The sequence below is a fragment of the Paraglaciecola sp. QJM3NY_14 genome, assembly GCF_056173245.1.
This window is the reverse complement of record NZ_CM149664.1, coordinates 797,748-824,443: the sequence shown is the minus strand read 5'-3', so window position 1 is coordinate 824,443 and position 26,696 is coordinate 797,748. Positions and strand designations below refer to the sequence as shown.

At 44.4% G+C, this 26,696-nt stretch carries 23 protein-coding genes; 14 read left to right on the top strand and 9 right to left on the bottom strand.

What is annotated here, in order from left to right:
* Positions 1 to 122 precede the first annotated feature (122 nt).
* On the top strand, positions 123 to 2,768 hold the full coding sequence (locus AC0VYA_RS03585) for an AAA family ATPase (RefSeq protein ID WP_475490065.1): 2,646 nt from the start codon (positions 123 to 125) through the stop codon (positions 2,766 to 2,768).
* Between the two features lie 21 nt (positions 2,769 to 2,789).
* On the opposite strand, the gene AC0VYA_RS03580 is transcribed toward AC0VYA_RS03585, so the two are convergent.
* Together AC0VYA_RS03580 and AC0VYA_RS03575 are read right to left on the bottom strand one after the other, a co-directional pair.
* Positions 2,790 to 3,512, bottom strand: coding sequence for a hypothetical protein (locus AC0VYA_RS03580; protein WP_475490064.1), 723 nt, complete (start codon positions 3,510 to 3,512; stop codon positions 2,790 to 2,792).
* 382 nt (positions 3,513 to 3,894) lie between these two features.
* The gene (locus tag AC0VYA_RS03575; protein WP_475490063.1) at positions 3,895 to 4,725 is read right to left on the bottom strand and encodes an aminoglycoside 6-adenylyltransferase; all 831 of its coding nucleotides are present in this window, start codon (positions 4,723 to 4,725) and stop codon (positions 3,895 to 3,897) included.
* Between the two features lie 308 nt (positions 4,726 to 5,033).
* Between AC0VYA_RS03575 and aceK the strand changes: the two genes are divergently transcribed.
* On the top strand, positions 5,034 to 6,767 hold the full coding sequence (gene aceK, locus AC0VYA_RS03570; protein WP_475490062.1) for a bifunctional isocitrate dehydrogenase kinase/phosphatase: 1,734 nt from the start codon (positions 5,034 to 5,036) through the stop codon (positions 6,765 to 6,767).
* Between the two features lie 58 nt (positions 6,768 to 6,825).
* Here the strand turns inward: aceK and AC0VYA_RS03565 are convergent, their stop codons facing one another.
* Positions 6,826 to 8,139 carry a mechanosensitive ion channel family protein gene (locus tag AC0VYA_RS03565; protein WP_157043439.1) on the bottom strand — a complete coding sequence of 438 codons (1,314 nt, stop codon included), beginning with the start codon at positions 8,137 to 8,139 and terminating at the stop codon, positions 6,826 to 6,828.
* 143 nt (positions 8,140 to 8,282) lie between these two features.
* The gene (locus tag AC0VYA_RS03560) at positions 8,283 to 8,672 is read right to left on the bottom strand and encodes an MAPEG family protein (protein ID WP_473478235.1); all 390 of its coding nucleotides are present in this window, start codon (positions 8,670 to 8,672) and stop codon (positions 8,283 to 8,285) included.
* 252 nt (positions 8,673 to 8,924) lie between these two features.
* On the opposite strand from AC0VYA_RS03560, the gene AC0VYA_RS03555 reads away from it, so the two are divergent.
* The 6 genes from AC0VYA_RS03555 (at position 8,925) to AC0VYA_RS03530 (ending at position 14,222) form a co-directional block, all read left to right on the top strand.
* Entirely contained in the window at positions 8,925 to 9,635 is a 711-nt protein-coding gene (locus AC0VYA_RS03555; RefSeq protein WP_475490061.1) for a ZIP family metal transporter, read from the top strand.
* A 96-nt stretch (positions 9,636 to 9,731) separates the two neighbouring features.
* Positions 9,732 to 10,784, top strand: a complete 1,053-nt coding sequence (locus tag AC0VYA_RS03550; RefSeq protein WP_475490060.1) for a GGDEF domain-containing protein — start codon at positions 9,732 to 9,734, stop codon at positions 10,782 to 10,784.
* Between the two features lie 38 nt (positions 10,785 to 10,822).
* Complete coding sequence (locus AC0VYA_RS03545) at positions 10,823 to 11,779, top strand: 1-aminocyclopropane-1-carboxylate deaminase/D-cysteine desulfhydrase (protein ID WP_475490059.1); 957 nt, start codon at positions 10,823 to 10,825, stop codon at positions 11,777 to 11,779.
* 96 nt (positions 11,780 to 11,875) lie between these two features.
* Positions 11,876 to 12,973 carry a Kelch repeat-containing protein gene (locus AC0VYA_RS03540; RefSeq protein WP_475490058.1) on the top strand — a complete coding sequence of 366 codons (1,098 nt, stop codon included), beginning with the start codon at positions 11,876 to 11,878 and terminating at the stop codon, positions 12,971 to 12,973.
* The gene (pnuC, locus tag AC0VYA_RS03535) at positions 12,970 to 13,608 is read left to right on the top strand and encodes a nicotinamide riboside transporter PnuC (RefSeq protein ID WP_475490057.1); all 639 of its coding nucleotides are present in this window, start codon (positions 12,970 to 12,972) and stop codon (positions 13,606 to 13,608) included. The genes AC0VYA_RS03540 and pnuC overlap by 4 nt, the downstream gene beginning before the upstream one ends.
* Before the next feature lie 50 nt (positions 13,609 to 13,658).
* The gene (locus tag AC0VYA_RS03530; RefSeq protein WP_475490056.1) at positions 13,659 to 14,222 is read left to right on the top strand and encodes an AAA family ATPase; all 564 of its coding nucleotides are present in this window, start codon (positions 13,659 to 13,661) and stop codon (positions 14,220 to 14,222) included.
* A 329-nt stretch (positions 14,223 to 14,551) separates the two neighbouring features.
* Here the strand turns inward: AC0VYA_RS03530 and AC0VYA_RS03525 are convergent, their stop codons facing one another.
* Positions 14,552 to 14,803, bottom strand: coding sequence for a DUF2061 domain-containing protein (locus AC0VYA_RS03525; protein ID WP_475490055.1), 252 nt, complete (start codon positions 14,801 to 14,803; stop codon positions 14,552 to 14,554).
* Positions 14,804 to 15,076: 273 nt separating this feature from the next.
* On the opposite strand from AC0VYA_RS03525, the gene AC0VYA_RS03520 reads away from it, so the two are divergent.
* Positions 15,077 to 16,279 carry a saccharopine dehydrogenase family protein gene (locus AC0VYA_RS03520; RefSeq protein WP_475490054.1) on the top strand — a complete coding sequence of 401 codons (1,203 nt, stop codon included), beginning with the start codon at positions 15,077 to 15,079 and terminating at the stop codon, positions 16,277 to 16,279.
* 87 nt (positions 16,280 to 16,366) lie between these two features.
* The gene (gene nspC, locus AC0VYA_RS03515; protein WP_475490053.1) at positions 16,367 to 17,506 is read left to right on the top strand and encodes a carboxynorspermidine decarboxylase; all 1,140 of its coding nucleotides are present in this window, start codon (positions 16,367 to 16,369) and stop codon (positions 17,504 to 17,506) included.
* Between the two features lie 92 nt (positions 17,507 to 17,598).
* Here the strand turns inward: nspC and msrA are convergent, their stop codons facing one another.
* The 3 genes from msrA to AC0VYA_RS03500 all read right to left on the bottom strand — a co-directional run bounded on the left by msrA (position 17,599) and on the right by AC0VYA_RS03500 (position 21,114).
* Complete coding sequence (gene msrA, locus AC0VYA_RS03510) at positions 17,599 to 18,186, bottom strand: peptide-methionine (S)-S-oxide reductase MsrA (protein ID WP_475490052.1); 588 nt, start codon at positions 18,184 to 18,186, stop codon at positions 17,599 to 17,601.
* 178 nt (positions 18,187 to 18,364) lie between these two features.
* On the bottom strand, positions 18,365 to 19,918 hold the full coding sequence (locus AC0VYA_RS03505; RefSeq protein WP_475490051.1) for a DHA2 family efflux MFS transporter permease subunit: 1,554 nt from the start codon (positions 19,916 to 19,918) through the stop codon (positions 18,365 to 18,367).
* Between the two features lie 104 nt (positions 19,919 to 20,022).
* Positions 20,023 to 21,114 (bottom strand): HlyD family secretion protein, encoded by a 1,092-nt coding sequence (locus tag AC0VYA_RS03500; protein ID WP_011573633.1) that lies wholly within the window; start codon positions 21,112 to 21,114, stop codon positions 20,023 to 20,025.
* Positions 21,115 to 21,247: 133 nt separating this feature from the next.
* Here AC0VYA_RS03500 and AC0VYA_RS03495 point away from each other — a divergent pair, with 133 nt between their 5' ends.
* Together AC0VYA_RS03495 and AC0VYA_RS03490 are read left to right on the top strand one after the other, a co-directional pair.
* Positions 21,248 to 21,898, top strand: coding sequence for a TetR/AcrR family transcriptional regulator C-terminal domain-containing protein (locus tag AC0VYA_RS03495; RefSeq protein ID WP_473478205.1), 651 nt, complete (start codon positions 21,248 to 21,250; stop codon positions 21,896 to 21,898).
* A gap of 394 nt (positions 21,899 to 22,292) precedes the next feature.
* Positions 22,293 to 22,724 carry an OsmC family protein gene (locus AC0VYA_RS03490; protein ID WP_475490050.1) on the top strand — a complete coding sequence of 144 codons (432 nt, stop codon included), beginning with the start codon at positions 22,293 to 22,295 and terminating at the stop codon, positions 22,722 to 22,724.
* 318 nt (positions 22,725 to 23,042) lie between these two features.
* Here AC0VYA_RS03490 and AC0VYA_RS03485 read toward each other — a convergent pair whose 3' ends face one another.
* Positions 23,043 to 23,531 (bottom strand): thioredoxin family protein, encoded by a 489-nt coding sequence (locus AC0VYA_RS03485; RefSeq protein ID WP_475490049.1) that lies wholly within the window; start codon positions 23,529 to 23,531, stop codon positions 23,043 to 23,045.
* Positions 23,532 to 23,743: 212 nt separating this feature from the next.
* Here AC0VYA_RS03485 and AC0VYA_RS03480 point away from each other — a divergent pair, with 212 nt between their 5' ends.
* Both AC0VYA_RS03480 and AC0VYA_RS03475 read left to right on the top strand, forming a co-directional pair.
* Positions 23,744 to 25,228 (top strand): hypothetical protein, encoded by a 1,485-nt coding sequence (locus AC0VYA_RS03480; protein ID WP_475490048.1) that lies wholly within the window; start codon positions 23,744 to 23,746, stop codon positions 25,226 to 25,228.
* Between the two features lie 346 nt (positions 25,229 to 25,574).
* Complete coding sequence (locus tag AC0VYA_RS03475; protein WP_473478192.1) at positions 25,575 to 26,690, top strand: efflux RND transporter periplasmic adaptor subunit; 1,116 nt, start codon at positions 25,575 to 25,577, stop codon at positions 26,688 to 26,690.
* The last annotated feature ends 6 nt before the right edge of the window (positions 26,691 to 26,696 follow it).

The window sequence follows — 26,696 nt, the reverse complement described above, 5'->3', positions numbered from 1 at the left end:
TTCGTGCCTTATACCTCCCGACGGTCTAAGCAATCATCTTCAAGCAAAATAGATTTTCTAACCGTGCTCTATTAAGGTAGAAGTAACCGTCACTTCGAGAAATAGGTTTAAGTTGATAGCCAATGCTGGTTGAACGAGAAAGTGCTATTTCACAATTTGGCTTGTGTGTTAAAAAACTCGCGAGCGGTACCGGTCATGTGGCACTGATCAGTGGTGAAGCAGGAATAGGAAAAACCACATTTCTTGAACAAATGCGCCGTAGCTATCAAACCAGAGCGAGATTTTATTGGAGTGGATGTGATCCCCTACTCACCCCAAGGCCGTTCGGTCCTGTACATGACATAGTCGCTGAACTGTCTACATCCTTGTTAGAACTGTTAGAAAACGGGGCTTCTACTACCAGTATTTATTCTGCTTTCTATCAGGCACTTGAATCGTCAAGTGAGCCGGTCATTCTGATTTTTGAAGATGTTCACTGGGCAGATCACGCTACACTTGATTTATTTAAGTTTCTGGTTCGGCGAATCGCTTTTGTAAAATGCTTATTGGTTATTAGCTATCGAGATGATGAGGTCGGCGAAACACATCCGTTTAGAACCGTATTAGATGTTCTTCCCTCTTCGCACACATCGCGCATTCCTATTCTGCCCTTAACACAAACAGGCATTGCACAACTGGCGAAAGACAGTCATCACGATAGCACAACCTTGCTTAACATTACCGCAGGCAACCCCTTCTACATTACAGAGCTATTAGCGGTTGATAGTGCTGATAAGAATCACATTCCTGTGTCAGTGAAAGAAGCGATTGTTTTTCGTTTAAATCAATTGCCCCAAGCAATACGTCACTTTCTCGAAACCATTAGTCTTATCCCCAACAGTGTGCCGCTGTCACTCATCTTGGCACTATGCGGTATCGAGGGGGAAACTCACGCTATCGCTTGTGTCGCTCGAAAATTGCTAACAGTGGATGATGTGGGTAATTTCCGTTTTCGCCACGAGCTCGCTCGCCTAAGCACCGTCGCTTCTATTGCTATTAGCAAACAAAAACAGCTACATAATAAAATAGTACTGGCGTTAGAAGCATCTCAGACTCATGACACGTTAGCCTTATTGATACATCACTCAGCTAGCGCCTTGGACGCTAAACGTGTGCTCAAGTACGCCCCCATAGCCGGTAAAAATGCAGCGAAAAATGGTGCACACCGTGAGGCTGCAGCCTATTTACGCGTTGCACTGCGCTTCGTGGACGACGCCCCCACAGAACTCGCCGCTCAGCTTTACCAAGATTGGGCATACGAAACTGGTCTCACTTTGCAGATTGATGACAGCGTAATTGAAGCACGTCGTCACGCAATCACATTATGGCGAGCACTAAATCGACAACAAAAAGTCGGTGAAAACTTACGTTTTTTATCTCGGTTACATTGGTATAGAGGTGAGGCAGCAGAAGCAGAGCACTTCGCCAATGAATCGATTAAAACGTTAGAAAGTGTACCCATTTGCAGCGAACGCGTTATGGCTTACTCCTTTAGAGCCCAACTGGATATGCTCAACGATCGTATGGACGAGGCAATCGTCTGGGGAAATCGCGCCCTCGAGTTAGAAAAAACATTTACTGATCCAGAGCTTCGTATTCATGCCCTAAACAATGTGGGATCTGCCAGGGTATTTAGGGGAGATGAAGACGGTGAAGCGATGTTACATGAAAGCTTAGCACTGGCGATAAAGCATGGCTTTCATGAACACGCAGCTCGGGTGTACACCAATTTTTCAGATTATTGCGTTCGTTATAAAAAACTTGCTATGGCAGAAGAACTCATTGCGTCGGGCATCGCGTTTGATACCACGTACGATCTCGATTCCTGGACCTATTACCTAATTGGTATTCAAGCACAATTACGCTTAGAACAAGGCCGGTTAGAAGATGCCCAGACGATTTCACAAGGCGTACTCGGACGAGATAAATTGACCTTACTCATGAAGCTACCTGCACTTATTGCGCTAGCACGCTCACAACTGCGTTTAGGTGCTACGGGTTGCGATCAGCGAATCTCCCAAGCGCTAGAAAACGCAATGGCCACAGACGAATTGCAATATATTATCCCCGCAAGATTCGGTGCTATTGAGGCGGCTTGGCTACATGACAATAAAGAGGTGGCTTTCACGCATTTACAATGGCTCACAGAGCTCGATGCAAGTTGCTTAGATCACTGGCGTAGTGCTGAATTAGCGCTATGGATAAGCAGGTTCGGTTTTAGCATACAAACCAACACCGCCTTCCCCTTACCCTTGCCTTATCAACTTGAATTACAGCAAAAATATGCAGACGCGGCTGAAGTATGGATGAACATGGAAATGCCGTATCACGCAGCCCTCAGCTTGTTGCACTGCGAACAACACTCGGCAAAAGATGCCCTGCCTCGAGCATTTCGAATGCTTGAAGCTATCGGAGCAAAAGCGACGTTGCTTAAAGTAAGAGATAAAGTAAAACAACTTGGTGTACTCGAGGATTTACCATCCGCTCGCCGCGGTCCGTATAAGCAGACCCGTCAACACCCCGCTGGGTTGACGGCGAAAGAACAACAAGTGTTAGGTTATCTAAGCGCGGGGTCAAGTAATCAAGAAATTGCAGATTTGTTGTCTCGCTCCCAGCGAACGGTAGAGAATCACGTCTCATCTATTCTCAGCAAATTGAATGTAGCCAATAGAATGGAAGCCATACTTCGCGTGCAAAATGAGCCTTGGTTATCTAGCATCGACAATTGATAGCACCAAGGCTAAACACACTTAAGACTTTTTCGATTGATTTCTAAAGGCTAAGAAAGCGAAGCACGATAATAGAAGTGAGGCCATTGCGGGTTCAGGCACTTGCACGCTGCCCTCAGTAGGCACTGCAATACCTGTGTAGTTTAATTCAAAAACCTCATCTGGATAATCGACATGTCGCCCAAAAATACTCATAGTACCTGTGTTGGTATACGCCGAACCGTTCGAGTTTATTGAAAAGAAGTAACTGTCTTGTTGGGGGTTTGGGTTGAGATTAGACACCACCAGCGGAAACAAAAAATCAAAAGTAAGCTGGTCTGCGTCAAGCGAACGAGAAGCGGTATTAGGTCCTCGGTCTCCTTCACCATCGGTTCGATAATCTACATCCAGTGTATAGTCAGAAAAGCCGTTGATTACCGTCCTGTCGATTAGAAAATTTCCAGAGGTATTATTAAGACTTGAGATAATCCTTGGGGCAAATATTAAGCTGCCATCAAGGCTTGAGCGCACCACACGATTTTGCACTTGAATACCAACAACAAAAAATTCGCTTCCACTAGGGGAAACACTGTCATACAAAATTTCATCATAAATAACTGAACCAGCCAATTCAGGTTGCAGCAAAGCCGTGGTGCCGGACAAATTTATAGTATCCCCAGAAACCAGTAAACTCGCGTTACTTTGATTCGAAGTAACCGTACCCAAAGTGCACAGTAAAATGCCGATTAACATGGTTTTATTCATTTTGATGTCCTCTTAATATTAGCCACATTCCGTGATTGGCTTGGCTTAGCATTACGTTTCTTGATGAGTCAATGCGCTTTAGCTGCAAACCCGTTTAACATAAAAAAAACGTAATCCGTTTGCTAAATATAGAGGGGGATTAACGCTAAAATCTAGAGTAGATATACTCAATTTTTGAAAGAAACTACCTAAATTTCAAATGTCAGTGTGCCCGCACGAATAGCTCTTTTGAAGACCCTAAGAATCGCAGAAAAATGGATGAGAAGGACAGATGCCTGATTGGCGTTTGCTTATATGATGAGTAGATAATAATACGCATGGATGTGTAAAACAGTACGCCCATCAATATTCAAGGAATGCGCGCACTGCTTGCTATTGAGGGTTATATATTCGCTAAATAAGCCAACGAAGCAGTCTGTGCTTTTTGATTAACGTTCACCTGTTCGCAGTCAACACCTTTAGATGCTAAATCTGTGCTCAGCATCTCTCTATAATGAACATAGAGATCAGCCAGGGCGTATAAACAGGACTTGAGCTCCGCTTTATCCATGCTTGGTAATATTCCTTTAAGCTCATTTGCCAATTCTGGCAATTTTTGTTCAATACGACGAACGCCGGTAGGTTCAAGCCCATGGGCTTTTTTCGCTAGAGGCGCTATCACGGTTTGGCGCAGAAACGAGACAAACTCAAATGCTTCAAATAGTTCCCCTCTCCCTATTCTGGCGGCACCGTAGTGCACCCAAACCCAGAATCTATCTTCATACCATTGCAGACTTTGCATTGGGTAGTGCCCGTGTGAGCCTTGATAAATATCGCTTAACTGACTGTCTTCTTCCCACAGTACAATCGGATTGTCCACCCGTTGCACGACTTCAGGCAATGGAACGAACTTCAAATCCACATGCAGTAGTTCATCGCCCTCTTGATACAAACAAATCAGTACTTTAGGCTCACCTACATGCTCACCGGTAAAACACCCTAGCAATTCACCATATGACGCCGCTAACGCTTCGCGCTGTTTGACTAGCGCTTCGTAGTGTTGAGGTTTCACCGCCAATACCAGATCCAGATCGCTGTATTTGTCCAAGTTATTAGTAGATGCAGAGCCTGAAATCGATAAACCACAGAACTGTTCATTGTTTTGAGTGAGACGAATAATACGTTTAAGAAACGATAAATGGTGTGGTAATGCGCTGGTGATCTTTTTCAACATGGGAAGTGCCCCCTTGCAAATGATGTTGCGACGTTTTTCAGACTTTCCAATAACTTGGATTTTACTACACAGACTTGCTTTACACGGCTTAGCTTAGCCCCACTGTATTTGGTTTTATTTTACACAGTAATACTTTAGCCTCTCACAATAAGATGCGTAAACCAATGATTAAATAACGGGTAATAAATCCACCAATCAAATAGCATCAAAACGTGAAGTCGTAGCCGTTTTATCTATTTTGCATGGCAACCTAGCGGCTTTTTTGCTATTGGTAGCGCATTGATTGTTAAAGCATAAGTAGGTTTTGGGTGAACAACACACATTCTTCCGTGTTGAATAAAGTAGCGTATTTAATATTGCACGGCTTTGACAAAAGCTATCGCTGGCATTCACGAATTACACGCGATGCCCAACAACGTTTTGAACAAGCCCTATGGCAAGAAACGCAAAAGGCAGTAAAAGAACGCATTGCTATTTATGAGCGCACTTTGGCTGACGCAGTGGGCGAAATATATCAGCAGGTGTTTCCCCATCAAGAAAACAACCAATTTTGGTTTGACCTAAAAACACGGTATCAAAAAATACTCAGCGACCATCCTCAATATGAATTAGCCGAGACCTTTTACAACTCGGTGCTAGGCAGAATTTTCAAACATCAAAAAATCAATGATGAGATGATGTTTATTATGCCCACACGTTGCTATTTAGCGGGGTTGCAGCGCCATTTAGTGGTGCACAGTTTTGATACTTCAGGCACGGTGCGCAGAATGTTAGAAGACATTTTTAGTCAATACCATTTCGATATTGCTTTTCAGGACATGCAACGTGATTTACAGCATCTAGATGGAGCGTTGCGTGCGCGTTTAAATAGAGAACAATTGGCCAGCGTGCATACGGTGGAGATGTTAAAACCGGTATTTTATCGTAGTAAATCCGCTTACTTAATTGGGCGAATTTGCATGCCCGATGAAACCCTGCCCTTCGTGATCCCGCTGTCTATTGCTGAAGCGGAAACCTCAGTTGAGAAACACAAAATTGTGGTGGAAGCCTTGCTCACTGAGCGTCAGGATCTCAGTGTGGTGTTTAGTTTCGCCCGCGCCTATTTTATGGCTGACACCCAGCACCCCGCAGAAGTGGTGGCCTTTCTCCATGAGCTACTCCCTCACAAAAAGAAGTTCGAGCTATACATAGCGCTTGGGTTATATAAACACGGAAAAACCGTATTTTATCGTAACTTTTTAGCGCATCTAGAGGAGTCGAATGACCAATTTTCCATTGCCCCAGGGATACGCGGGTTGGTTATGGCGGTATTTCACTTACCGTCCTACGGCGTGGTGTTTAAAATCATTAAAGATGAGTTTCCTGAAAGTAAAAAAATTACCCGTCAACATGTGAAAGACTGCTATAAACTTGTCAAAATGACTGACCGAGTGGGACGCATGGCAGACACTCATGAATACGTGAATTTTCGTCTACCCCGCCACAGAGTCGAACAAGCGTTAGTTGATGAATTACTCGATTGTTGCGCCAGTAGCATTGAGCTTACCGATGAAGAAGTGATCATTAAGCACTTGTACATAGAACGTAAAATGACACCACTAAACATCTTTTTAGAGCAACAACCCGACCCTGCATTGATAACCAGCGCCTTGAATGATTTGGGATTATGCATTAAACAAATCGCCGCAGCGCATATATTTGCTGGCGACATGTTACATAAAAACTTTGGAATTACCCGAGGCGGACGCGTCATATTTTACGATTATGACGAAATTTGCTACTTGACTGAGCGTGAATTTAGAACCTTACCCAAATCTGACGACCCCTACGCAATTGACACGCTTTCAGTGGGCCCGACAGATGTTTTTCCGGAGCAGTTTGAGCACTTTATAGTGGGTAAGAAGCACTTGAAGCAAGAACTTAAGGCTTTGCACGGAGAAATAATGACAGCCGAATATTGGCAACATATGCAGGCCCAATCGTTAAAAGGGGATGTACCGGATTTTATCCCCTATAACCAAGCGAAACGTTTCGTGAACTAAACAGGTTACACCTAACAACATGCTCTACCGCCATTATTTATTAACGGTAGGGCACCTTCTAGTTATTCTTCTCGGTGGTATTAGTTACCGTATAATCAGTATTAAGAACACGTACTTCACGCTGCGGGAAAGGTATGGAGATGTTGTGTTCACGTAGCGTTTCAAAGATAGACAGCATTAAATCACCGCCGACGCGATTTTTACCGTCATCAATGCCTTCCATCCAAAATTCTACAAACACGTTTACACCTGAATCCCCGAAGCTATCAATTTCGCAATCTGGTCGCTCTTCAATGGGGTATTCATCACCGCTCAACACTTGCGGGTGCTCAGCAACTACCTCTTTTATTATTTCGACCATGGCTCGAATGTCGGTTTGATAAGCCACCGAGAAGTCCACGCGGTATCGCTGCTTGGGGTTCTTGTGAGACCAGTTAACAAATGTGCTAGAGATAAACTTTTCATTAGGCACCATGATGTCTTTGCCATCATAGGTTTCAAGGGTGGTATAGCGCATTTTGAAATGCCTTACGAAGCCCTTTTGTCCGTCTTCCATTTCAATGTAATCGCCAATGGTCACTGAGCGGTCAAGGAGTATGATAATGCCAGAGATGAAGTTTGATGCGATAGACTGTAAACCAAAGCCTAAACCGACGCCCACTGCGCCACCAAACACGGCTAGTGCGGTTAAGTTGATGCCCATCACATTCAGAAGTAGCAAGGCAATAACACACACCAAAGCGACTTCAAACAGCTTAGCGAATACTTCTCGGGTGCGGATATCCAAGGACTCTTGCTTACGTATAATGTCTTGGCCCACGTTATTCGAAGCGCGGCCTACCCAAAACAACAGCGTGCCAAAAATTAACACTCGCGCCAGTCCGTAGGCTGAGATTTCAATATTTCCGAGGTTAATGCTCAAGCCCTGCAGCACCTCAATAATCCCCGCTAGCCATCCCACCATATGCAGAAACAATAAGGGCAGCATCATCCACTTTAATAAGTTGGCAAGTATCGGGTGTGACACACACACGTTAATGACTGAATTAACAAACAACAGCACGGCGATGGTTAAGGCTAAATCTAAGATCCAGTTAGCCCCTATAATGCTGGCACTAAACTCGCTGACCACCTTTAAAAGAATAATCGCAATCAGCGGAAAGAGCATTTTGTCGATACGATAGGTAATTTTTCGTATGGGGTGGTCTTTTGAATCAGGCTGGTTATCGACGAATTTAGACGCCTTTCGTAATTTACTACCAAACCAATATGCTAATAAATAGATACCAGCAATTAAGCCAAGTTGTATGTAGGTATCGGCCATAAAGAGATGCTGATGGGCTACCTCTAGGTAATGTTGCGCCGTCTGCACTAATGACTGACCCGTCGTTTCTAGTACTACAGTGTTTTTAGTTGCTACAGCGTCGGCGACGGGTAAAGTAGCCTCTGTAACGGGCGAAGTAGCAATGATGAAGGTGTTGGTATCTGTCGTATCCACGTTAATTCTCTAACCAGTTATGGAATGGCTAACCAAATAAGAAACAATGACGCAATATAGCCAATTGCCCATAAAATGCTACGCAAAACATGCACATTGAACCAATAGGCACATAAGTAGCCGAAACGAGCTGCAATGAACACAATCGCACTGTATTGGGCCAAATGACCAGCAGATTGCGTTGCAACCACAGCCAGCGCACCCGGTACAAATAGAATCAGCGCTTCAAAGCAATTTGCGTGCGCTGCTGCCGCCCTCGCTCCAAACCCCGCGAGTTGCTTTTGCTGATCACGTGGATAGCGGTTGTCGTAGCCGTCTTGCTCTTTATTCATCGCTATCGCCAAAGGAGCTTTGGCAAGAATTGGCATCAAAACCGCTATGAGTAAACACAGAAGTATAATGGTCATAATGTATTGCTTATTAATAAATATCAGACCAAACGACCTTATCACGCAATTTACCGATTTCCCTAGCCATGTTTAGATCTGGAAACATTCCCAGAAAAAGTGGATTTCGCTGTTTGGTGTGTCCGTTAGTGACCCAAAATCACTCGTTTGTAGTAATCTTAATACTTTGATTTTTATAGAATAACGCATATTCTGAAAGCGCATTTTCGTGATATAACGTTTCATCATTTTATGCGCAACTAAAGGTAATCTATGGATAATGTTTGGTTAGTCATTATTTTTACGTTAATCGCAGGTTTAGCAATGCCTGTTGGCGCTGTGATAGCGCGTATCGAACATTTTCAATCCCAGTGGTTTGAAGAAGAATTTCGTCATTTAGTGATTGCCTTTGGCGGTGGCGCGCTGCTTTCTGCTGTGGCTTTGGTGCTCGTACCAGAAGGGATTGCTAACTTAAGCCTTACCACCAGCTTGGTGTTTTTTATTGCTGGCAGCTTGAGCTTTATGGCTATCGATATTTTACTGGTCAAGATTGATACCCCTGCCAGTCAGCTTGCGGCTATGTTGGCCGATTTCATACCTGAGTCAATTGCCTTAGGAGCAGCCTTCGCCACGGGTAAAAGCAATGCGGTTCTTCTTGCTGTGCTTATCGCCCTACAAAATTTGCCAGAGGGTTTCAATGCGTTTAGAGAAATGCGCGAAGGGGATAAATTCAGCGCCAATCGGCTTTTAGTCATTTTTAGCGCGCTAGCTTTATTTGGTCCCGCGGCGGGTTTAAGTGGTTATTTTTGGCTGGCTGACTACCCTGATTATGTGTCTGCGATTATGCTTTTTGCATCAGGCGGTATTTTATATTCGATTTTCCAGGATATTGCCCCACAAGCGAAACTCGATAAACATTGGTTTCCTCCTATGGGGGGTGTGTTCGGGTTCGCGCTCGGGCTGATTGGTTTTATGCTAACGTAAAACACGTTAAATATTGGCAACATTCTAGGGTGAGTAGTTATTCGCACTTCAAGTATTCAAAAACGTATTGACTTCGATCTACTGAGACGCTCCCTGATGGGCGTCATTGTTTACGCATTTATACTACCGGTCATTTTTTGGCCGTTACATTTTTTAGAAGCTCAAACCAAGCTGGCTTATGTGCTATCAGGTTGCATGTTTTTTATCAGTGCCCTAAGACTCATTCACTACTTCTTCTCACAACCCTTATACGAATTTTCTTCCCGTCTTTGGTTTGCGATTTTTGCCGTTTTATCGCTACTGCAAGCCGCCATACTTGGTTATGTGTTTACGTTGGCAATTTTTGATGAGCGCTTCACTCCTATTATTCACATCTCTATGCTAGCCACCGCAGGTATTAGCGTCAGCGCGCTTTTTGCCCTTAGTCCAAGACTCAGGTTTGCGTTTGTGAATTTGTCGTTGTTGATGATGCCAGTGATGATAACCGGATTTTTAACCGACGGGTTTCTTCCTTTAGCGGGTATGATGCTGGTGTTTTTGCTCTACATTTCTGGGATTGGCATAAGGTCGAACAAGGAATACAAACGCTCTTTTGAGATTGAAATTGAGCTTCAAGCCCAACGAAGAGAGCTTGAGACCCTTAGTCAAACAGATGCCTTAACCAGTATTTATAATCGCGGGTATTTCAATCAGTATTTCGAAAATCTCTGGCACCACGCAACACGGCATAAAATAGAAATCGCTTTGCTGATCATCGATGCAGATCATTTTAAATCAGTCAACGATACCTACGGCCATTTAGGCGGAGACGCCTGCTTGGTCCACCTCGCTCATGCAATCAATAAACCGATTAACCGTGCAACTGATATTGCGGTGCGCTACGGGGGGGAAGAGTTCGCTATTTTGCTGTCTGGTTGCAATCCACAGCAGAGCAAAAAAATGGCTGATGCCATTATGCAGTCGATTCAACAGCATAAATTTGTCTATCAAGATAGCGAAATACCTATCACGGTGAGTATTGGCATCGCGACGCTTGTTCCTAGCCCCCATCAAAAGTCGAATGAATTAATTGAACAGGCTGACTCTGCGTTATATCGCGCTAAAGCGACAGGTAGAAACAGAGCTGTATTATTCAGTCCTGACGATTAGGGTTACACTGTGGCATTTATATTAGCTGTGGGCCCCTCGTGAACGACACCTTAAACGTAACGCCTATTCTTCAGGATATTTCTCTCCCCTCCCCTGCGCAACAGATATTCCCGGATTGGGAGCATGCTGATGAAGTACAATTATGGGTAAAACGCGACGATCTAATTCACCCCATAGTATCAGGGAATAAATGGCGTAAATTACGTTACACACTTGAGCGAGCTGTTGGCACTGGGGTTCGGCACATCGTCAGCTTCGGCGGTGCGCATTCGAATCATCTACATGCACTGGGTTATGCTTGCAATAGCCTAGATATAAAGCTAACAGCGATAGTACGTGGTCACTTTCATAATAATCCGACACCTATGCTACAAGATTTAGTGGCATGGCAAGCTGACGTGCAATTTGCTGATCGTAAGACATATCAACTGCGCAATAACGAAACTTACTTGGCCTCATTAGCTCAGCAATATCCTAATGCTATGTTTATCCCAGAAGGCGGCTCTTCTGAGTTCGCTCTCGCTGGCGTGGCGGACATTATTCGTGAGCTCACTCAACGTTATGACTACTTGTTAACGCCTGTTGGCAGCGGGGGGACATTAGCCGGACTTATTCATGGTGTGATGAGTCAACCTATGCCATTACACACCAAAATCATCGGAATCGCTGTGCTCAAAGGTGAGGGGTATCTCGAAGAGTTGGTGAGTGAGTTACTGTCATCCAGGGCTATGTTGCCATCGCAAGCTAACACACCTGAACCTATCGCTGATTGGCACATTAACCACCAGTTTCATTTTAATGGCTACGCGAAGGCTACACCTGAACTGCATCAATTTTGCCAGTCGTTCAATGAGACACTGAGCATTCCTATTGAGCCTGTGTATAGCGGCAAGCTTTTTTGGGCGGTAAAAGAACTTATGGCTAAAAAGGCGTTTACACCCGGCAGCAAAATTTTGCTATTGCATACAGGTGGACTACAAGGCGCTAGAGGCTAATACTTGCGTACATCATCTGCTGGCGAATGGATACATTCTCACTTTCAGATGGTATATTCCCGCCCATAATCAGTCCAACCACACTATATGGCGAGTATGTTGTTTAACATTCGATTTTTATTGTTATTAAGTTTGCCTGTTCTTATAACCGGGTGCGTCTTTCAGCATTCCCCCGATGCATCACCCAGTGCACAGACCAAACTAGAGACAGAAGTAGAACGAGCTGAGGCCAGTGGTCACCTTAACCCCTCTATGCAGACCGTACTTAGAACCTCTTCGCAATCTGAGCTAATGATTGAACACTCTGATACACCCGACAAAGAGAGCTCCGCCCCAACGTTACACTTGAAGTCACCGCGTTTTGCCCATGCTTCTGCAACAGACGGCAGATATATTTATGTGTTTGCAGGGTATGGTAAGCAAGGCTATTTAAGTGATGTTGAAATTATCAACCCTACCACCGGCGAAGTCGCTGTACTTGAAAATCGCGTGCTACCAAGGGGCTACTTTTCGGCAGTTTTCGATGGGCGGCATTCGATATATTTGCTTGGTGGCGTGAGTCATCAAGAAGACAAGGTACGCGTAGAGCAACGCATTGAAGTGTTCGACACCCGTACCCTTGAAACACGTACCTTAGGGGATATCCCTGAACCTTTGAGAGACAATAAAGCCGTTTATCTTGACGGTTACCTGTACGTACTCGGTGGTTCTTCTTACCAAGCAGAAAACGGTTATCAACTCACTCCAAGCGCGTCTGTTTGGCGCTATCACATCCAGCAGCAAGAATGGCAAAAGATGGCCAATATGCCAAGCGCAAAATCTACAGCCGTGGTAACCGATAACCAAGATATTTATGTTGTAGGGGGCGAACAAAACACAGATAGCCTAGCCAATGTCGAGCGATACACAGTGGCGAGCAATACATGGCAAAACATAACTGCCCTGCCACATCCAGTCAGCGCCCACAGTGCAACGTGGCTAAACAACGCACTATGGGTATTTAGCAATGAAGATGAAACCAACAACAGCTACTTTTTAAAACGTGACACCTCACGCTGGCAAGTAGCACCATTCAATTATCAAAGCGCCCTATATACTAGCATCACCTCGATGGGTAATAGCTTGTATATTATTGGCGGTAATGGCGGCAAGGGAAATTCATTTATGGGTGACATACAGGTATTAGCACCATGAGCTGGTTAGAATGGATACAGGGTTTTGCTGGAGCGTCCATCATTGAATGGGTAGCCACCTTGGCCGGTTTTCTTTGCGTATTTCTGTTGATAAAGCGCAGTCGCTGGAGCTTTGTTTTTGGTTTTGTTCAAGTCAGTATTTATAGCTGGATATTTTTCGATGTAAAACTGTATTCCGATATGGGTTTGCACATTATTTACATCGGCTTCCAGATTTATGGCTGGTATATGTGGAGCAACCATCAAGATCAGCAAGGGCATATATCCCCGGTCAAAGGCAGTGCGAAAGAATATGCTGGGTTTGGTGGATTAGCCTTAGCAAGCGCTGCAATATTAGGCTTAGCTATGTCTAGTTATACCGATGCCAGCTTCCCTTATGTTGACGCTTTTACCACCTGCGCGAGCTTAATTGCTCAGTGGTTGCTGACTCACCGCAAACTGTTTAACTGGGTGGTGTGGATCATTGTCGATATTGTTTCCATCTCACTATATTGGCAAAAAGGCTTGTATCCTACGTCCGCCTTGTATTTCAGCTTCTTGATAATGGCCTGTATTGGCCAATACACTTGGATAAAAGAATTCCGTCGCCATAATAGTGAAAAGCATTCCACACATTTAGACAAAGCACTGAGTTAATTTGGGCTTCCCTGAAAACAGCAAAGTGATATGACGAGTACAGTATCTCCATGATCAAAAAAATTGTTTTTTTAGGGGCGCCTTCTACAGGTAAATCAACGCTCAGTGAAACTCTCGCTGAACAATTCAATTCAATTTCTGTAGCGGAATATGGCCGAGAGTATTGGATCGAACATCAGGTCGATAGGCGTCTTACGCCTGAGCAATTATTGCATATCGCCCAAGTGCAAAACCAATGGGAAGATGACGCCGAACAAAAAGCCAAAGGCTATTTATTCTGTGACACCAATGCGTTTACGACCTGGCACTTTGCCTGCCACTACCACACAACTGCTCTGCCTGAACTGACCAAACTCGCCGAAGACAGCTGGCAACGTTACGACTTGGTAGTACTTTGTGATAACGATATTCCCTATGATGATACGTGGGAGCGCTCTGGAGACGCCAACCGAAGTGAGTTCCAACAGTTTCTGAATCAATATTTAATCAACCACGCAATTCCATTCGTGAAAGTCAGTGGTGATATTGAATCTCGCGTTGCCCAAGTGCGTATCGCACTTAATGAGCTTACCGGTCAAATTAAGCAAAGCTTCAGTACACCCGCGACCTGTTAATATATTGTAAACGTTTGAAATTGCTCACTAATTTGGTGCTTATTGCACTAAAGTATACCACTGTTATGGCACCTTTTTATCGCGGCTTTCCATTGAAAAATCTGTAACTGCATGAATTATAAGAACTTTAAAAGTTGGCCTATGTGTTGCAAAGGCTTAAGTGTATTAGATGTCCAGATCATCTAATACAGGGAACAATAATAACTATAATAAAAATAGCAGTACCGAGCGATGTAAAGCTCTTCAAACGAAAGCGTCTTATTCTTGTCCGGGTAAGGCGCTTTTTTGATCTTCCCATCGCGCTAAGCTGTCTAATTGCCCAGCAAATACTAGCCTAATTGGTGTGTGTGCCCGAAGTGTGAAATAGTCACTGGTGTAGAAGACTTCTTTGCCACCTTCCCACTGCGCTGACTGCGAAGCCGTTTATTCTCCCAAATACGCTCGTGGATCATATATGCCACCGTGTTTACCGCAGGCTCTACTAACGCAATAAGCCCACCTACGATAAAACTACCCGTAAGAAGATACGCTACGCTGAACGCAACGGTAAAGTGAGTAATAGCAAAGGTGATTGTTTTCATAAAAGTTCCCGTCAGTAATTCGTTCAGTTAGTCGGTGTAAACATAAAAAGTTGATAAACAAATATTATTCCCCGCCTAAAATTTAGGCCAATGAAACAAATCAATCGCTACAATCTGTTAATACGATTAATTCTCATTTACATTTTACTGTAACAGACTTAATATGCTTAGATAAAGACAAGTCATTTTTTTTAACGGCACTTTGTTTACATCCCATGATTAGGTGTTAGCATTCGCGTTTTATTGCATGTTGTTATTTATAAGGGTCTCCCTATGTCTCGTGTTCTGATTATCGGCGCTGGCGGCGTGGCTGCTGTCACTATTAAAAAATGTGCTCGTTTACCTGAGCTATTTGATGAAATTTATCTTGCTAGTCGTACGGTTTCTAAATGCGAAGCCTTACAGCAAGAAGTGGGTATTGACCGCGTGAAAGGTGTATTTGCCGTTGACGCGGATCACGCAAGCGAAGTAGTAAAAGTGATTAATCAGGTTAAGCCTGACTTGGTTATCAACCTTGCGTTGCCATATCAAGATTTAGCCATCATGGACGCGTGTTTAGAAACCGGCGTTCATTACCTAGATACCGCAAACTATGAGCCAAAAGATGTGGCTAAATTTGAATACTCTTGGCAGTGGGCGTATCAAGAAAAATTCGAAAAAGCAGGCTTAACCGCGTTACTCGGTAGTGGCTTCGATCCGGGCGTAACTAACGTTTATACGGCGTATGCCGCTAAGCATTATTTTGATGAAATTCACTACTTAGATATCGTTGATTGTAACGGTGGCGATCACGGTCAAGCGTTTGCAACGAACTTCAATCCAGAAATCAATATTCGTGAAATCACTCAGCGCGGTCGTTTCTTCGAAAATGGTGAATGGAAAGAAACGGATCCTCTGAGCGTACGTGAAGATTTAGACTATCAAAACATTGGTGTGCGCGCGTCTTACCTAATGTTTCATGAAGAACTTGAGTCTATCGTTAAGCACTTTCCTACGCTAAAACGTGCTCGCTTCTGGATGACCTTTGGTGACGCGTACCTTACACACCTTAAAGTGCTTGAAGGCATCGGCATGACCAGTATCGAGCCAATTGACTTCCAAGGGCAGCAAATTGTGCCCCTTGAGTTCTTAAAAGCAGTGTTACCGAACCCGGGCTCACTCGCTGACGGTTACACAGGCATGACGTGTATCGGTACTTACATTACCGGTATGAAGGATGGCAAAGAGAAAACTATCTTTATTTACAATAACTGTGATCACGCAGCGTGTTTCGCAGAAGTGGGGGCACAAGCTGTGTCATACACCACAGGCGTACCCGCCATGATCGGTGCATCCTTGATGCTAAGCGGTAAATGGAAGAAGCCCGGCGTGTGGAACATGGAGCAGTTTGACCCAGACCCGTTCATGGACATGCTAAACCAGCACGGCCTGCCTTGGCACGTAATGGAATGTGACGAAAGCCCATTTGGCAAGTAAGTCGTATTCAGCAAAGAAGTCATAGCACCAATCATCAGCATTTTAGGGCCATTTATTTGGCCCTTTACTTATTTAGCGGAGACCCCCGTGACTGATCCAATGTTAAACCCTGATATCCCTTCACCTTGCTATGTGTGTGAAGAAGCCAAACTCGAAGCCAATTTGCAGTTAATGCAACGAGTACAACAAGAAAGTGGCGTCGAGATTATTTTGGCGTTAAAAGGCTTTTCGATGTGGTCCACTTTTGATTTGGTAAAGCAGTATCTGCAAGGCTCAACCGCCAGTGCAGTATGGGAAGCTCGTTTAGGTAAAGAAGAAATAGGCAAGCAAGTGCATGCTTTTTCACCCGCTTTTAAACCTGCTGATATCGATCAGTTAGTGGATTTGGTCGACCATATTTCATTTAACAGTTTTGGCCAGTGGAACCGCTATAAAGCACAGATTTTACAGTCGAACGTGTCTCCCGGTATTCGCTTGAACGCGGAGCACAGAGAAGCCGATACAGAATTGTATGATCCAAGTGCGCCTGGCTCCCGTTTCGGTCTTCTGGCTAAAGACTTGAAAGGCGCTGATTTAAGCGGTCTTGAAGGATTTCACATCCATAACCTTTGCGAGTGTGACTCGTTCGCCACCGAGCGCACTATACTCGCGGTGGAAGAAAAATTTGGCCAATACTTTGAGCAAATTAAATGGATTAATTTTGGTGGCGGTCATTTGATGACCAAAGACGGTTATGACGTGGAGCACCTTATTGCCACGCTAAAAGCCTTCAAAGCGCGTCACCCTCATCTGAACGTAATACTTGAGCCTGGCTCAGCGGTAGCGTGGCAAACGGGTCCCTTGGTGTGTGAAGTCATTGATATCGTTGAAAACCGCGACAAGATCGCGATCGTCGATATGTCAGCCACAGCGCACATGCCAGACGTACTTGAAATGCCCTATCGCCCAGATGTACGCGGTGCAGGTAAGGCAAATGAAAAAGCCTTTACCTATCGTTTTGGCGGTAACTCATGTTTAACCGGTGATGCGATTGATTTATATAGTTTTGATCACGAGCTACAAATTGGCGAACGGATTATTTTTGAAGACATGATCCACTACACCATGGTCAAAACGACGTTTTTCAATGGAGTAGAACACCCATCTATTGGTATTTTACGTAAAAACGGCGAATTTGAGCTGGTACGTAAATTTGAGTACGAAGACTTTAAGAATAAATTGTCTTAACACGATGACCGTCAAAGTCGCGCCACTATGATTAAACAAGGCGTAATCCGACTACTCGGGTTACGCCTTTTTTGATTGCCACCTCATTGCAATTAATGGCTCGCTTTATCGCCCCAGATTTCCTCTAGGCGTTGGTCACGGCCGCAATTCCAGCGATATAGTTTGTAGCGTACTGGACTCTTTTTGTAGAAGTCTTGATGGCCGATTTCATTACCTTTAATCGGGTAAAAACGCTTCGCGTCGAGAATGGGGGTTACCACTGTTTGCTCAGGAAATTGAGCCTCAACTGCTTGCTTGGTACTCTGGGCAATGGCGCGTTCCTGCTCATTGGCCACGAAAATAGCACTTAAATAACTATGGCCTTTATCACAAAATTGTCCGCGAGCATCAAAGGGGTCAATGTTCACCCAATAATGGTCTAAAATTTGTTGATAACTCACAACCTCAGCGTCGTAGGTAATTTTCACCGCTTCATAATGGCCTTTGTGATTTCCGTTATACGTTGGGTTACGCACAGTTCCGCCAGTAAAACCAGAAACCACATCGCTCACCCCCTGTAATTTTTCGAAATCGGATTCCATACACCAAAAACAGCCACCAGCCAGTATGGTTTCATCCGCTGTTACATGAAAAGAGATAAACGATACGCTGAGGATCAACGCAGATAAAATAGATTTCATAACCACCCTTTAATGCTACAACAACACGCTCACGGGAATGTGACGCTCTTGATAAGTAGAACCGATAAACAGCCTACAACTTTCACTGTTGTGGCTTTATCGAAACCGCCCTACGAAGGGCGCCTTGCGAAGGCCGCCTTGCGTAGGCCGCCTTGCGTAGGCCGCATTCATCAATTAATCAATGCGCTGAGCCAGTATCTTCGTTCTTGGCCTTACGAATAAAAAACATCAACGGCAAGGCACAGGCATACATAGCGCCAATCCATAGAAATAGATCATTAAAGGCCAGTACTTGCGCTTGCACCATGACTCTATCCGCAATTTGCTTAATCGCTGCAGCGGCAGGATCGCTCGACGCGCCAGCGACAGCTAACTGAGCTTTAGTAAGCTCTTCGAGTACCACAGCGCGGTTGGTATCGATAGCCGGAATAAGCTGCGCCCAATGATAGTCCACGCGAATATCACGTATAGTATCCATAAAGGCTAGGCCCACTGCACCGCCTAAATTACGCAACACGTTGAATAGACCCGCTGCGTTACTGATCTCACTGTTTGGCAAGGTGCCCATGGCAATACGCGAGGCCGTTAATAAACACATCAATAGGCCCACCCCGCGCACCATTTGCGGCCACATAAACTGGTTAAAATCTGCTTGATCCGTAAGGTTGGCATTCATCACAGAGCCCGTGCCCACCATTACTAAGCCAACCGCTAACATATAACGCGCATCAACTTTGTCAGATAGCCGACCAATTATGGGGGCACTAAAGAACATTGACGCCCCTGTCACAAACATCAGCTGGCCAATTTGAAAACTGTTAAACCCCCGCACCGTGCCTAAAAACAACGGCATTAGATACACCATGCCGTACAGAGCAATTCCGATAATAAAGCCTAATGAAGCACCTAATGCGAAGTTACGGTCGCCAAACACGCGCAAGTCAACGATGGGCAGCGTCACGCGAAAAGCCCGCCAGAAAAAACCTATCGCGCCCATTGCGCATACCGCACTGAGCATTAAGATCAGCGTGCTATCGAACCACTCATCCCCAGGGCCTTCTTCGAGTATGTATTCAAGCGGGCCTAAGAATAACGCCAAATAAAGAAGGCCTAAAAAATCGATTTTTTTGAACAATGAAAAATCTGGTTTATCGATACGTAAGTAAAACCACACACCCGCGCTGGCCAATATTCCCGGCACCACATTCATTAAAAATAACCAATGCCAGCTTGCGTGCTGAGTGATGTAACCGCCTAAAGTAGGGCCAATTGAAGGAGCGGTTGTCGCTATCATGCCGATCACCGCTTGCACTGCTCCCATGACCCTAAGCGGGAATAACTTGAAGCTAATGGCATAGGCTATGGGGATCATCGCCCCGCCCACAAAGCCTTGAATGGCGCGCATAATAATTAATTGGTCAATAGTTTGCGCAAGGGCGCAGCCGACACTGGCGATAGTAAATGCCACACAGGAAATCACGAAGGTAAGATGCGTTGATAACCAACGGGTTAACATGCCTGACAGCGGGATCATAATTATTTCGGCGATGAGATAGGCCGTTTGCACCCAAGAAATTTCATCAGGTGTGGCAGACACCCCTGCTTGAATTTCATTCAAAGAGCTGGCGACAATCTGAATATCTAAAATCGCCATAAACATACCGAGCATCACAGCAACAAAGCCAATCTTCTGACGCAGCGATGGCATTTCGGTTACTTTTTCATCACTCATTTACGCCACTCGACTTGTCATATTTCGTACCGATTTGATGTACGCGGCAAGCGAGTATTTTTGGCAGTACCGGTAAAAGATGATTCATGTGCTTGCCAGTTTAGTTAATGCCTATCGCGTTGCGTGGTCAGCACTTCTTCGTTGGGCAAATAGGCACTTTGTTGATTGAAACCTTGTGTATCAACATGCGGTACCACAGATAAACCAGGACGCAATAAATGCAAATACTCGCTTGGACCTGTGACGTGAATTCGAACAGGCACACGTTGTACGATTTTATTGAAATTTCCGGTGGCATTATCTTTAGGCAGTAAACTAAATTCAGAGCCGGTGGCTGGTGAAATAGACGCTACCACCCCGGTAAACTCCACATCATCTTGAGCATCTACTGTGAGCTTTACAGGCTGGCCGATTGTCATGTGGCCTATCTGCGTTTCTTTGTAATTTGCCACAACATACACTTGAGGAAGCGGTACCAAATACAAGAGTGTCATGGTCGGTTGAACCAAGCCCCCAGTGCGAGCTCCTAAATTACCGACTATGCCATCGCTTGGTGCCAGAATATCTGTTTTAGCCAGCTGGCTTTGCGCATAAGCAATCTGTGATTCAGCGGAACTGATGTTGGCTGCAGCACTTTGCTTCTGTGCATCGAGCACAGCAAACATCTGTTGTGCAGCAGCGTAAGCCGCTTCAGCTTGGGCTTGCTTAGCTTTGGCAACCGCCACGTCAGCTTCGGTATTTTGCAGTTGCTGCTTGGAGTCGAAAGACTGTTTATCTAAAACTTGGAAGCGAGCTAAATTAAGCTCGCCGCGCTTTACTTCTGCTTTGGCCGCATCAATATTGGCTTTTGCTTCATCTATTTTTTTATCTTGCAGACTAATTTGCTGCTGAGCATTAACAAGGGCTGCTTCGGCAACGCTAAGCTCAGCGTTAGCCTGTGCTAATTTTGCTTGGTAATCACTGGCGTTAATTTTGACCAGAAGTTGCCCTTGGCGCACATGTTGATTTTCTTGCACGGCTAAGGTTTCGATACGCCCGGATATTTCAGCTCGAATGGAGATATTGTCTGATTTGATATACGCGTTATCGGTTTCTTCAATAAATCGCCCATGTTCGTACCACTCGTAGCCTTTAGTTGCTATCCACCCCACGACCAACACTAAAACGACGAGGAAAAAACCTTTTCTTAACCACATTGGGAGTCCAAATTTGTGTGCGTTACATTAAGTGTAATGTATATTACACTACACTTCTAATCGTTCAATTGATAACAGGCAAATAACATAAATTTTTGTTATGGTTATTTCGTCTCATTAATGCAGTTAAGCCATGCCCCCAAAGACACCACTAGCTAGCAACACCACTGAGTATGCACCACGAGAACGTGGCCTTATTCGCCGTGATAAAATTATTCAAGCCGCGACGCGTGTTTTCGTTCAATCTGGTTTTGAATCAGCGAATCTGCAAGATATCGTTGCTTTAGCTGGCGGCTCACTAGCCACCCTTTACCGATTATTTGGCAACAAAGAGGGGTTATTTTATGCCGTTATCGAGCGTAAGAGTGACCAGCTACTGGGCGAAATTGACTATGGTGATTTACAACACAAAACCCCAAAAGATGCATTGCAGGTGATAGGCATGCGTTTTTTCAGTATGGTGATTTCGCCGGAGGTGGGCGCGATACACCGCCTGCTGATAGGCGAAGCGGTACGCAATCCCAAACTGCGTGAAATATTCTTAACGCTTGCTACTGAGCGCGCAATACGTAACTTAGCGGATTACCTGCAAACCCAAGTTGATAAACAAACATTGGATATTCCAGATTGCTTTATTGCTGCCAGTCACTTTATGGGCGCATTAAAAGGCAACTATCACATTCGATGCATGTTGGGGGAAGTGGTCAACTTACCCCTTGAGGAGCAAGAAAAATTTGTAACCGCAGCAGTTGATATGTTCCTCGGTGGTTATGCTCGTCGCTAAAGAGTGCGTCAAACGCTAAGGCGATTTCAGGCGTTGAAAGTCGTTCTAATAACCGCCCAGATAAGCCATCGTTAATATTGCGTGCTTTTTGCACGACTATAACGCTGCGGTTAATACGCAGTTTCGAAAGCCAATTCATGCAAGCTCGATTCAGTAAATCTTGCATACCCCCTTGTAAACCTCACCCCGTAGCGCCCCCATAGATTTGTTTTTCACTCAATACATTGCTCTATAACCCGCGCTGCGCGTGCAGTTAATGTTTTCTGAGAACTCGGCAGAGCATTTGCATCGTTGATAGCAAATCCGTTAGCGGCTTGAAGATCGCATTTAGGCTACTTGAGACCGTTAAGTTACCACCACATCTTAGTAATAAAATCAGTGCAGGAGACATTATATGAGTATTGTTAAATCTGGCAGCGCAACCTATAAGCCATTAGGTAAGAAAGGCAAAGGCAGTATTTCTACAGAAACTGGCGCATTATCAAATCACCCATATGGCTTCAATACACGTTTTGAAGACGGCAAAGGCAGTAGCCCGGAAGAACTCATCGGTGCTGCGCATGCAAGCTGCTTCACTATGGCTCTTTCGTTGGCCCTAGCAGATGCAGGTTACGAAGACGGTGAATTAAAAACCACAGCGAAAATCAGTTTAGATAAGACAGATAATGGCTACAAAATTAGCCAGTCAGCATTGAGCTTAAGCGCAACAGTAGCAGGGATATCCGAAGACGAGTTCTCAGAAATAGCACAAGAAGCAAAAGCCAACTGCCCCGTATCAAAACTGCTAGATACCAAGATAACCTTAGCAATCGATCTATCCACCTAGCCGTTTTATATAACGCCAGTGGTAAATAAAGCCTTAACGGCATGAGCCCCTAATACCGATGGCTCATCAAGTGTAAGGCCTCGGGGGATAACTACCCTGCGGCTTTCGTTTCTCCCACCCTATTCGATTATCCCTACTTGATTGACCCTATTCGATTAACCGTATTTGATTAAGAATGGGTTTAACGAAACTGGGTAATCAGAAGAGCTAAGATCTGAGTTGAAAATCAGCAACTTCGCATCGCCATTTTTACACGGCATCGCAGCACAATTGAAAACGCTTCATGCCCTCTTTGATTGACCAATTAATCATGTCTTCCTACTGCGTCGCAGCTGCCAGCGCTTTAAGATCTTGAGTTAAGCCGGTTTTGGGTCTTTCGATGACCCGCCCTAACTCTTTTCCATTGTTCAGTAGAACAAACGTGGGTGTGTATTTAAGCCCGTACTGCTCTGCCAAGCCTTCAGGGTCTGACTTTCTCCGGTCAACGGCGACCAACGTAAGCTTAGGCACCTCCAACCCGCTTAGGTCAAAGGTCTTTAACAAACGCGGCACTTCACGTTGACTGTCGTGACACCAGGTACCAAATAAAACCACAAGGGTATCTTTTTGCAGTTCTGCTACCGCAGCCAGTTCCTCTTTGCTTGGTTGATACGCTTTATATTCGGTTTGAAAGGCCGGGTATTGGGCCAACAATTGCTCTGCGCTGATTTCCCCCACTAAGTCAGGCTCACTGCCCACTGAATGACTACAGCCGGTTAACACAAAACCCAATAATATAAATAAAGTCACTTTTTTAATACGATTCAAACTGGCTGGCTCCTTCGGTTAACTCACTGGTATTCAATATCACATGTCATCAAATTTCAAGTTAACACATTACTGAGATTATGATTTGGTGTAATATTACTACCGAAGCGTCTTGAGTAGTTAAATCAAAATAAAAACAGTAACTTGCTACCCTTTTTTTCGACTAAACTGATAACAGCTATGCGGCACATTTAATACATAGGACAAGGATTATGGCGACACCAAGCGATAGCGCTCTTACTCAATCGGTAAATGCGTTGGTGGCAAAAATTAATGATGCAACCCAAGCAAAAGAATCTTTGTTCGAACAGGCTGAAATCTATTTCCAATCGGCCCCGAGTCAAGCGCGAACGATCATGCAGCTCACTCAAGATATCGAAGAGAAGCAAAGAACAATTGACTCAGCTCAAAACGAAATACAGAAGAATCAATTTCGTGAGCTTCATATTCAAGCCCAAAAAGCACTCAAGGACGAAAGAAGCAAACAGTCCCGTTTAAGATATGCACGTCTTCAGACTCTCAATCAAATATGTACTGAAATAATTCAACTATGTGAAGGCACGAGTTGGCAAGAAACTCAGCAAAAAAGCGCCAAAGTCCTAGCTACCTTACTCCTGATATGCCCGCCAGAAGGTAACGCTGTGGCGCAAACGCATCAGCGTTGCAAACCTTTTTATAAGGCCGTGCTGAGCTTACGCTTATTGGATCAAATGCTTAAGAATGAACAGGTTGAAAACGCGTATGTTGTCAGTCGCTTCAATGAATCATCGCGATTCTCCACACCAGCAAAAGCACCTCAAAATTTAAATTTGTTCCAAAAAGATGTCGCCATTCCGTTAATTAGCGCGTCCATATTGCAAGACATTGGTATGCAGCATCCTGAAATTCAGCGTTTATTGAAAGGCTCAGACGGTTCGCAAGACCCGTATCGCGTATTAGAAAAAGAAGTACGTGTGCCTCTTTTAATCATGAACCATGAACAAACCATTGATTATGCAAATAATGGATTGGGCGAGGGACAATTTAGCGAAGAAAATGATGACTCTGTAGAGTTCAAAGAACGTCAAGAGCGGTTTGAGAAAAGTGAAGCTAATCGAGCTCGATTACTACTAAGCATGCTAAATGGAGCGATTAAACCTAAAGAAGCCCTCGGCAGCGCGCTCAAAGCCGCGCAGATTTATACGTCCATTGTACTCTCCACCAAGCCCAACTTTAATTTTGCTGACTTACCTAAAGCCACTAAGGTCGTTTTACATTCCGCTCAAAAAGGCGCATTGACCTTAACGGGTGCGCAAAGCTTGCAACAGGTTGTGGGTCATTTCCCCATGGGGTTTGGCGTCGTTTTTTGTCACGAGAAGATAGATGATACGGCTGAGAAACACTATGCTTACGCTTTGGTCAATATGCTTAACCCGCCAAGAGCGAATAACCCTCATTGCCGTATAATTAATTCATTAAACGCTGAGTACCCAGCTGGCAAACAAACTGTTATTCCCCAGCAGCAAAATTTGTATTTTGAGGACGCTTATAACCAATTCAACGCGTTACCGGAAGAACACCTGAATGGCCTTGCTCAAAATATTGCTGAAAAACTCGATCAACCTAAATGTAAAGACACACTTCCTAATCATTGGTCTGCGTACGCTTATTTTCACTTTAAAAAGCAGCAGAACTTTTGGCTACAACATAAGAAATAGTGTTTACTTTATTGATATAACTAAAAAGATGAGTTTATAGCACTCAATTCTACCCTGTTGCTCTTGATTGCTTACTGAATGTCCCCATTTCGGCACCTGCTTTACAGGATGCTAAGTCAATTAGCCTTTAGGCAAAAGTATTGAGATTTTATTAGTCTTTATCCTGTCCTTATTCGTACAAGCTAAGTGAAAACATTGGATTTAGGCGTTTCACCGATAAATTGCATCGAAATACGTATTTTGCGTGGAATCTAACAATAACCTATCTCAATTCAACCATACTATGAAAACCGAAACCACTATACATCAGGCGTGTGTTGCTCACGCTAAACGAGGATTTAACTTAATGCGCTTACTCAAGCCCTTTCTACTGACCACTATTCTTTTGACTATAGTGACCGCGTGCTCAAAGCAATCTGAGCAAAAACCATCCGCAGCGCAAGCTCTGCCGGTTGAAACCAGTGCACCGATAAAAGCAGTCATCACACAGTGGGATGAATACACGGGTCGCTTCGAAGCGACTCAGCAAGTGGATATTCGCGCACGGGTTAGCGGCTATTTGGACAAAGTAAACTTTAAAGATGGTCAAATGGTCAAGAAAGGGGACGTGCTTTTCGTTATCGACCAACGCCCATTTAAAATCGCCTTACAAAGTGCAGAATCGCAGTTTGCGTTAGCAAAAAAAGAATTGGCTAGAGGCAAAGATTTGCGTAAGAAGAACTCGTTGTCTCAAGAAGAAGTAGACCGTCGTCAAAACGAATACGATATCGCGCTAGCCAATGTTGAAACGGCTAAGCTCGATTTGGAGTTCACAGAAGTTAAATCACCGATTGATGGTGTGGTCTCACGTGATTTAATTAACGAAGGCAACCTCGTTAATGGCAGCGCAACGAGTGCATCTTTACTGACAAATGTTGTATCTATTGACCCTATCCATTTTTATTTCGATGCGGGCGAGCGTGACCTACTAAAATACATTCGCCTTAGCCAATCCAACAAACGTGAAAGCTCACGTAGTGCGTCCAATCCTGTCAAAGTCCGCTTACAAGATGAAGAAGATTTTGTTCACTCTGGTGTTATGGACTTTGTCGATAACCAAATCGACCAAAACACCGGCACTATCGTTGGCCGCGCTATATTAGATAACCCGGGTGGATTTATCGTGCCGGGCTTGTTTGGTCGTATTCGTTTATTGTCTGAATTGAATGTTGAAAAAATCCTTATCCCTGATGCTGTTATCGGTACAGACCAATCCCGTAAATTCGTTTTTGTGGTGAACGATGAAGGTAAAGTCGATCGTAAATTCGTTACTTTGGGTAAATTACACACTAAGGAATTACGCGTCATTGAATCTGGTTTAACCCAAGATGACCATATTATTTTGAATAACTTGATGCGCGCCCGTCCCGGTACGCCAGTTCAGGCAGAAAATGTTGACCTTTCTAGCCAATACTCGCTGTAAAGGACG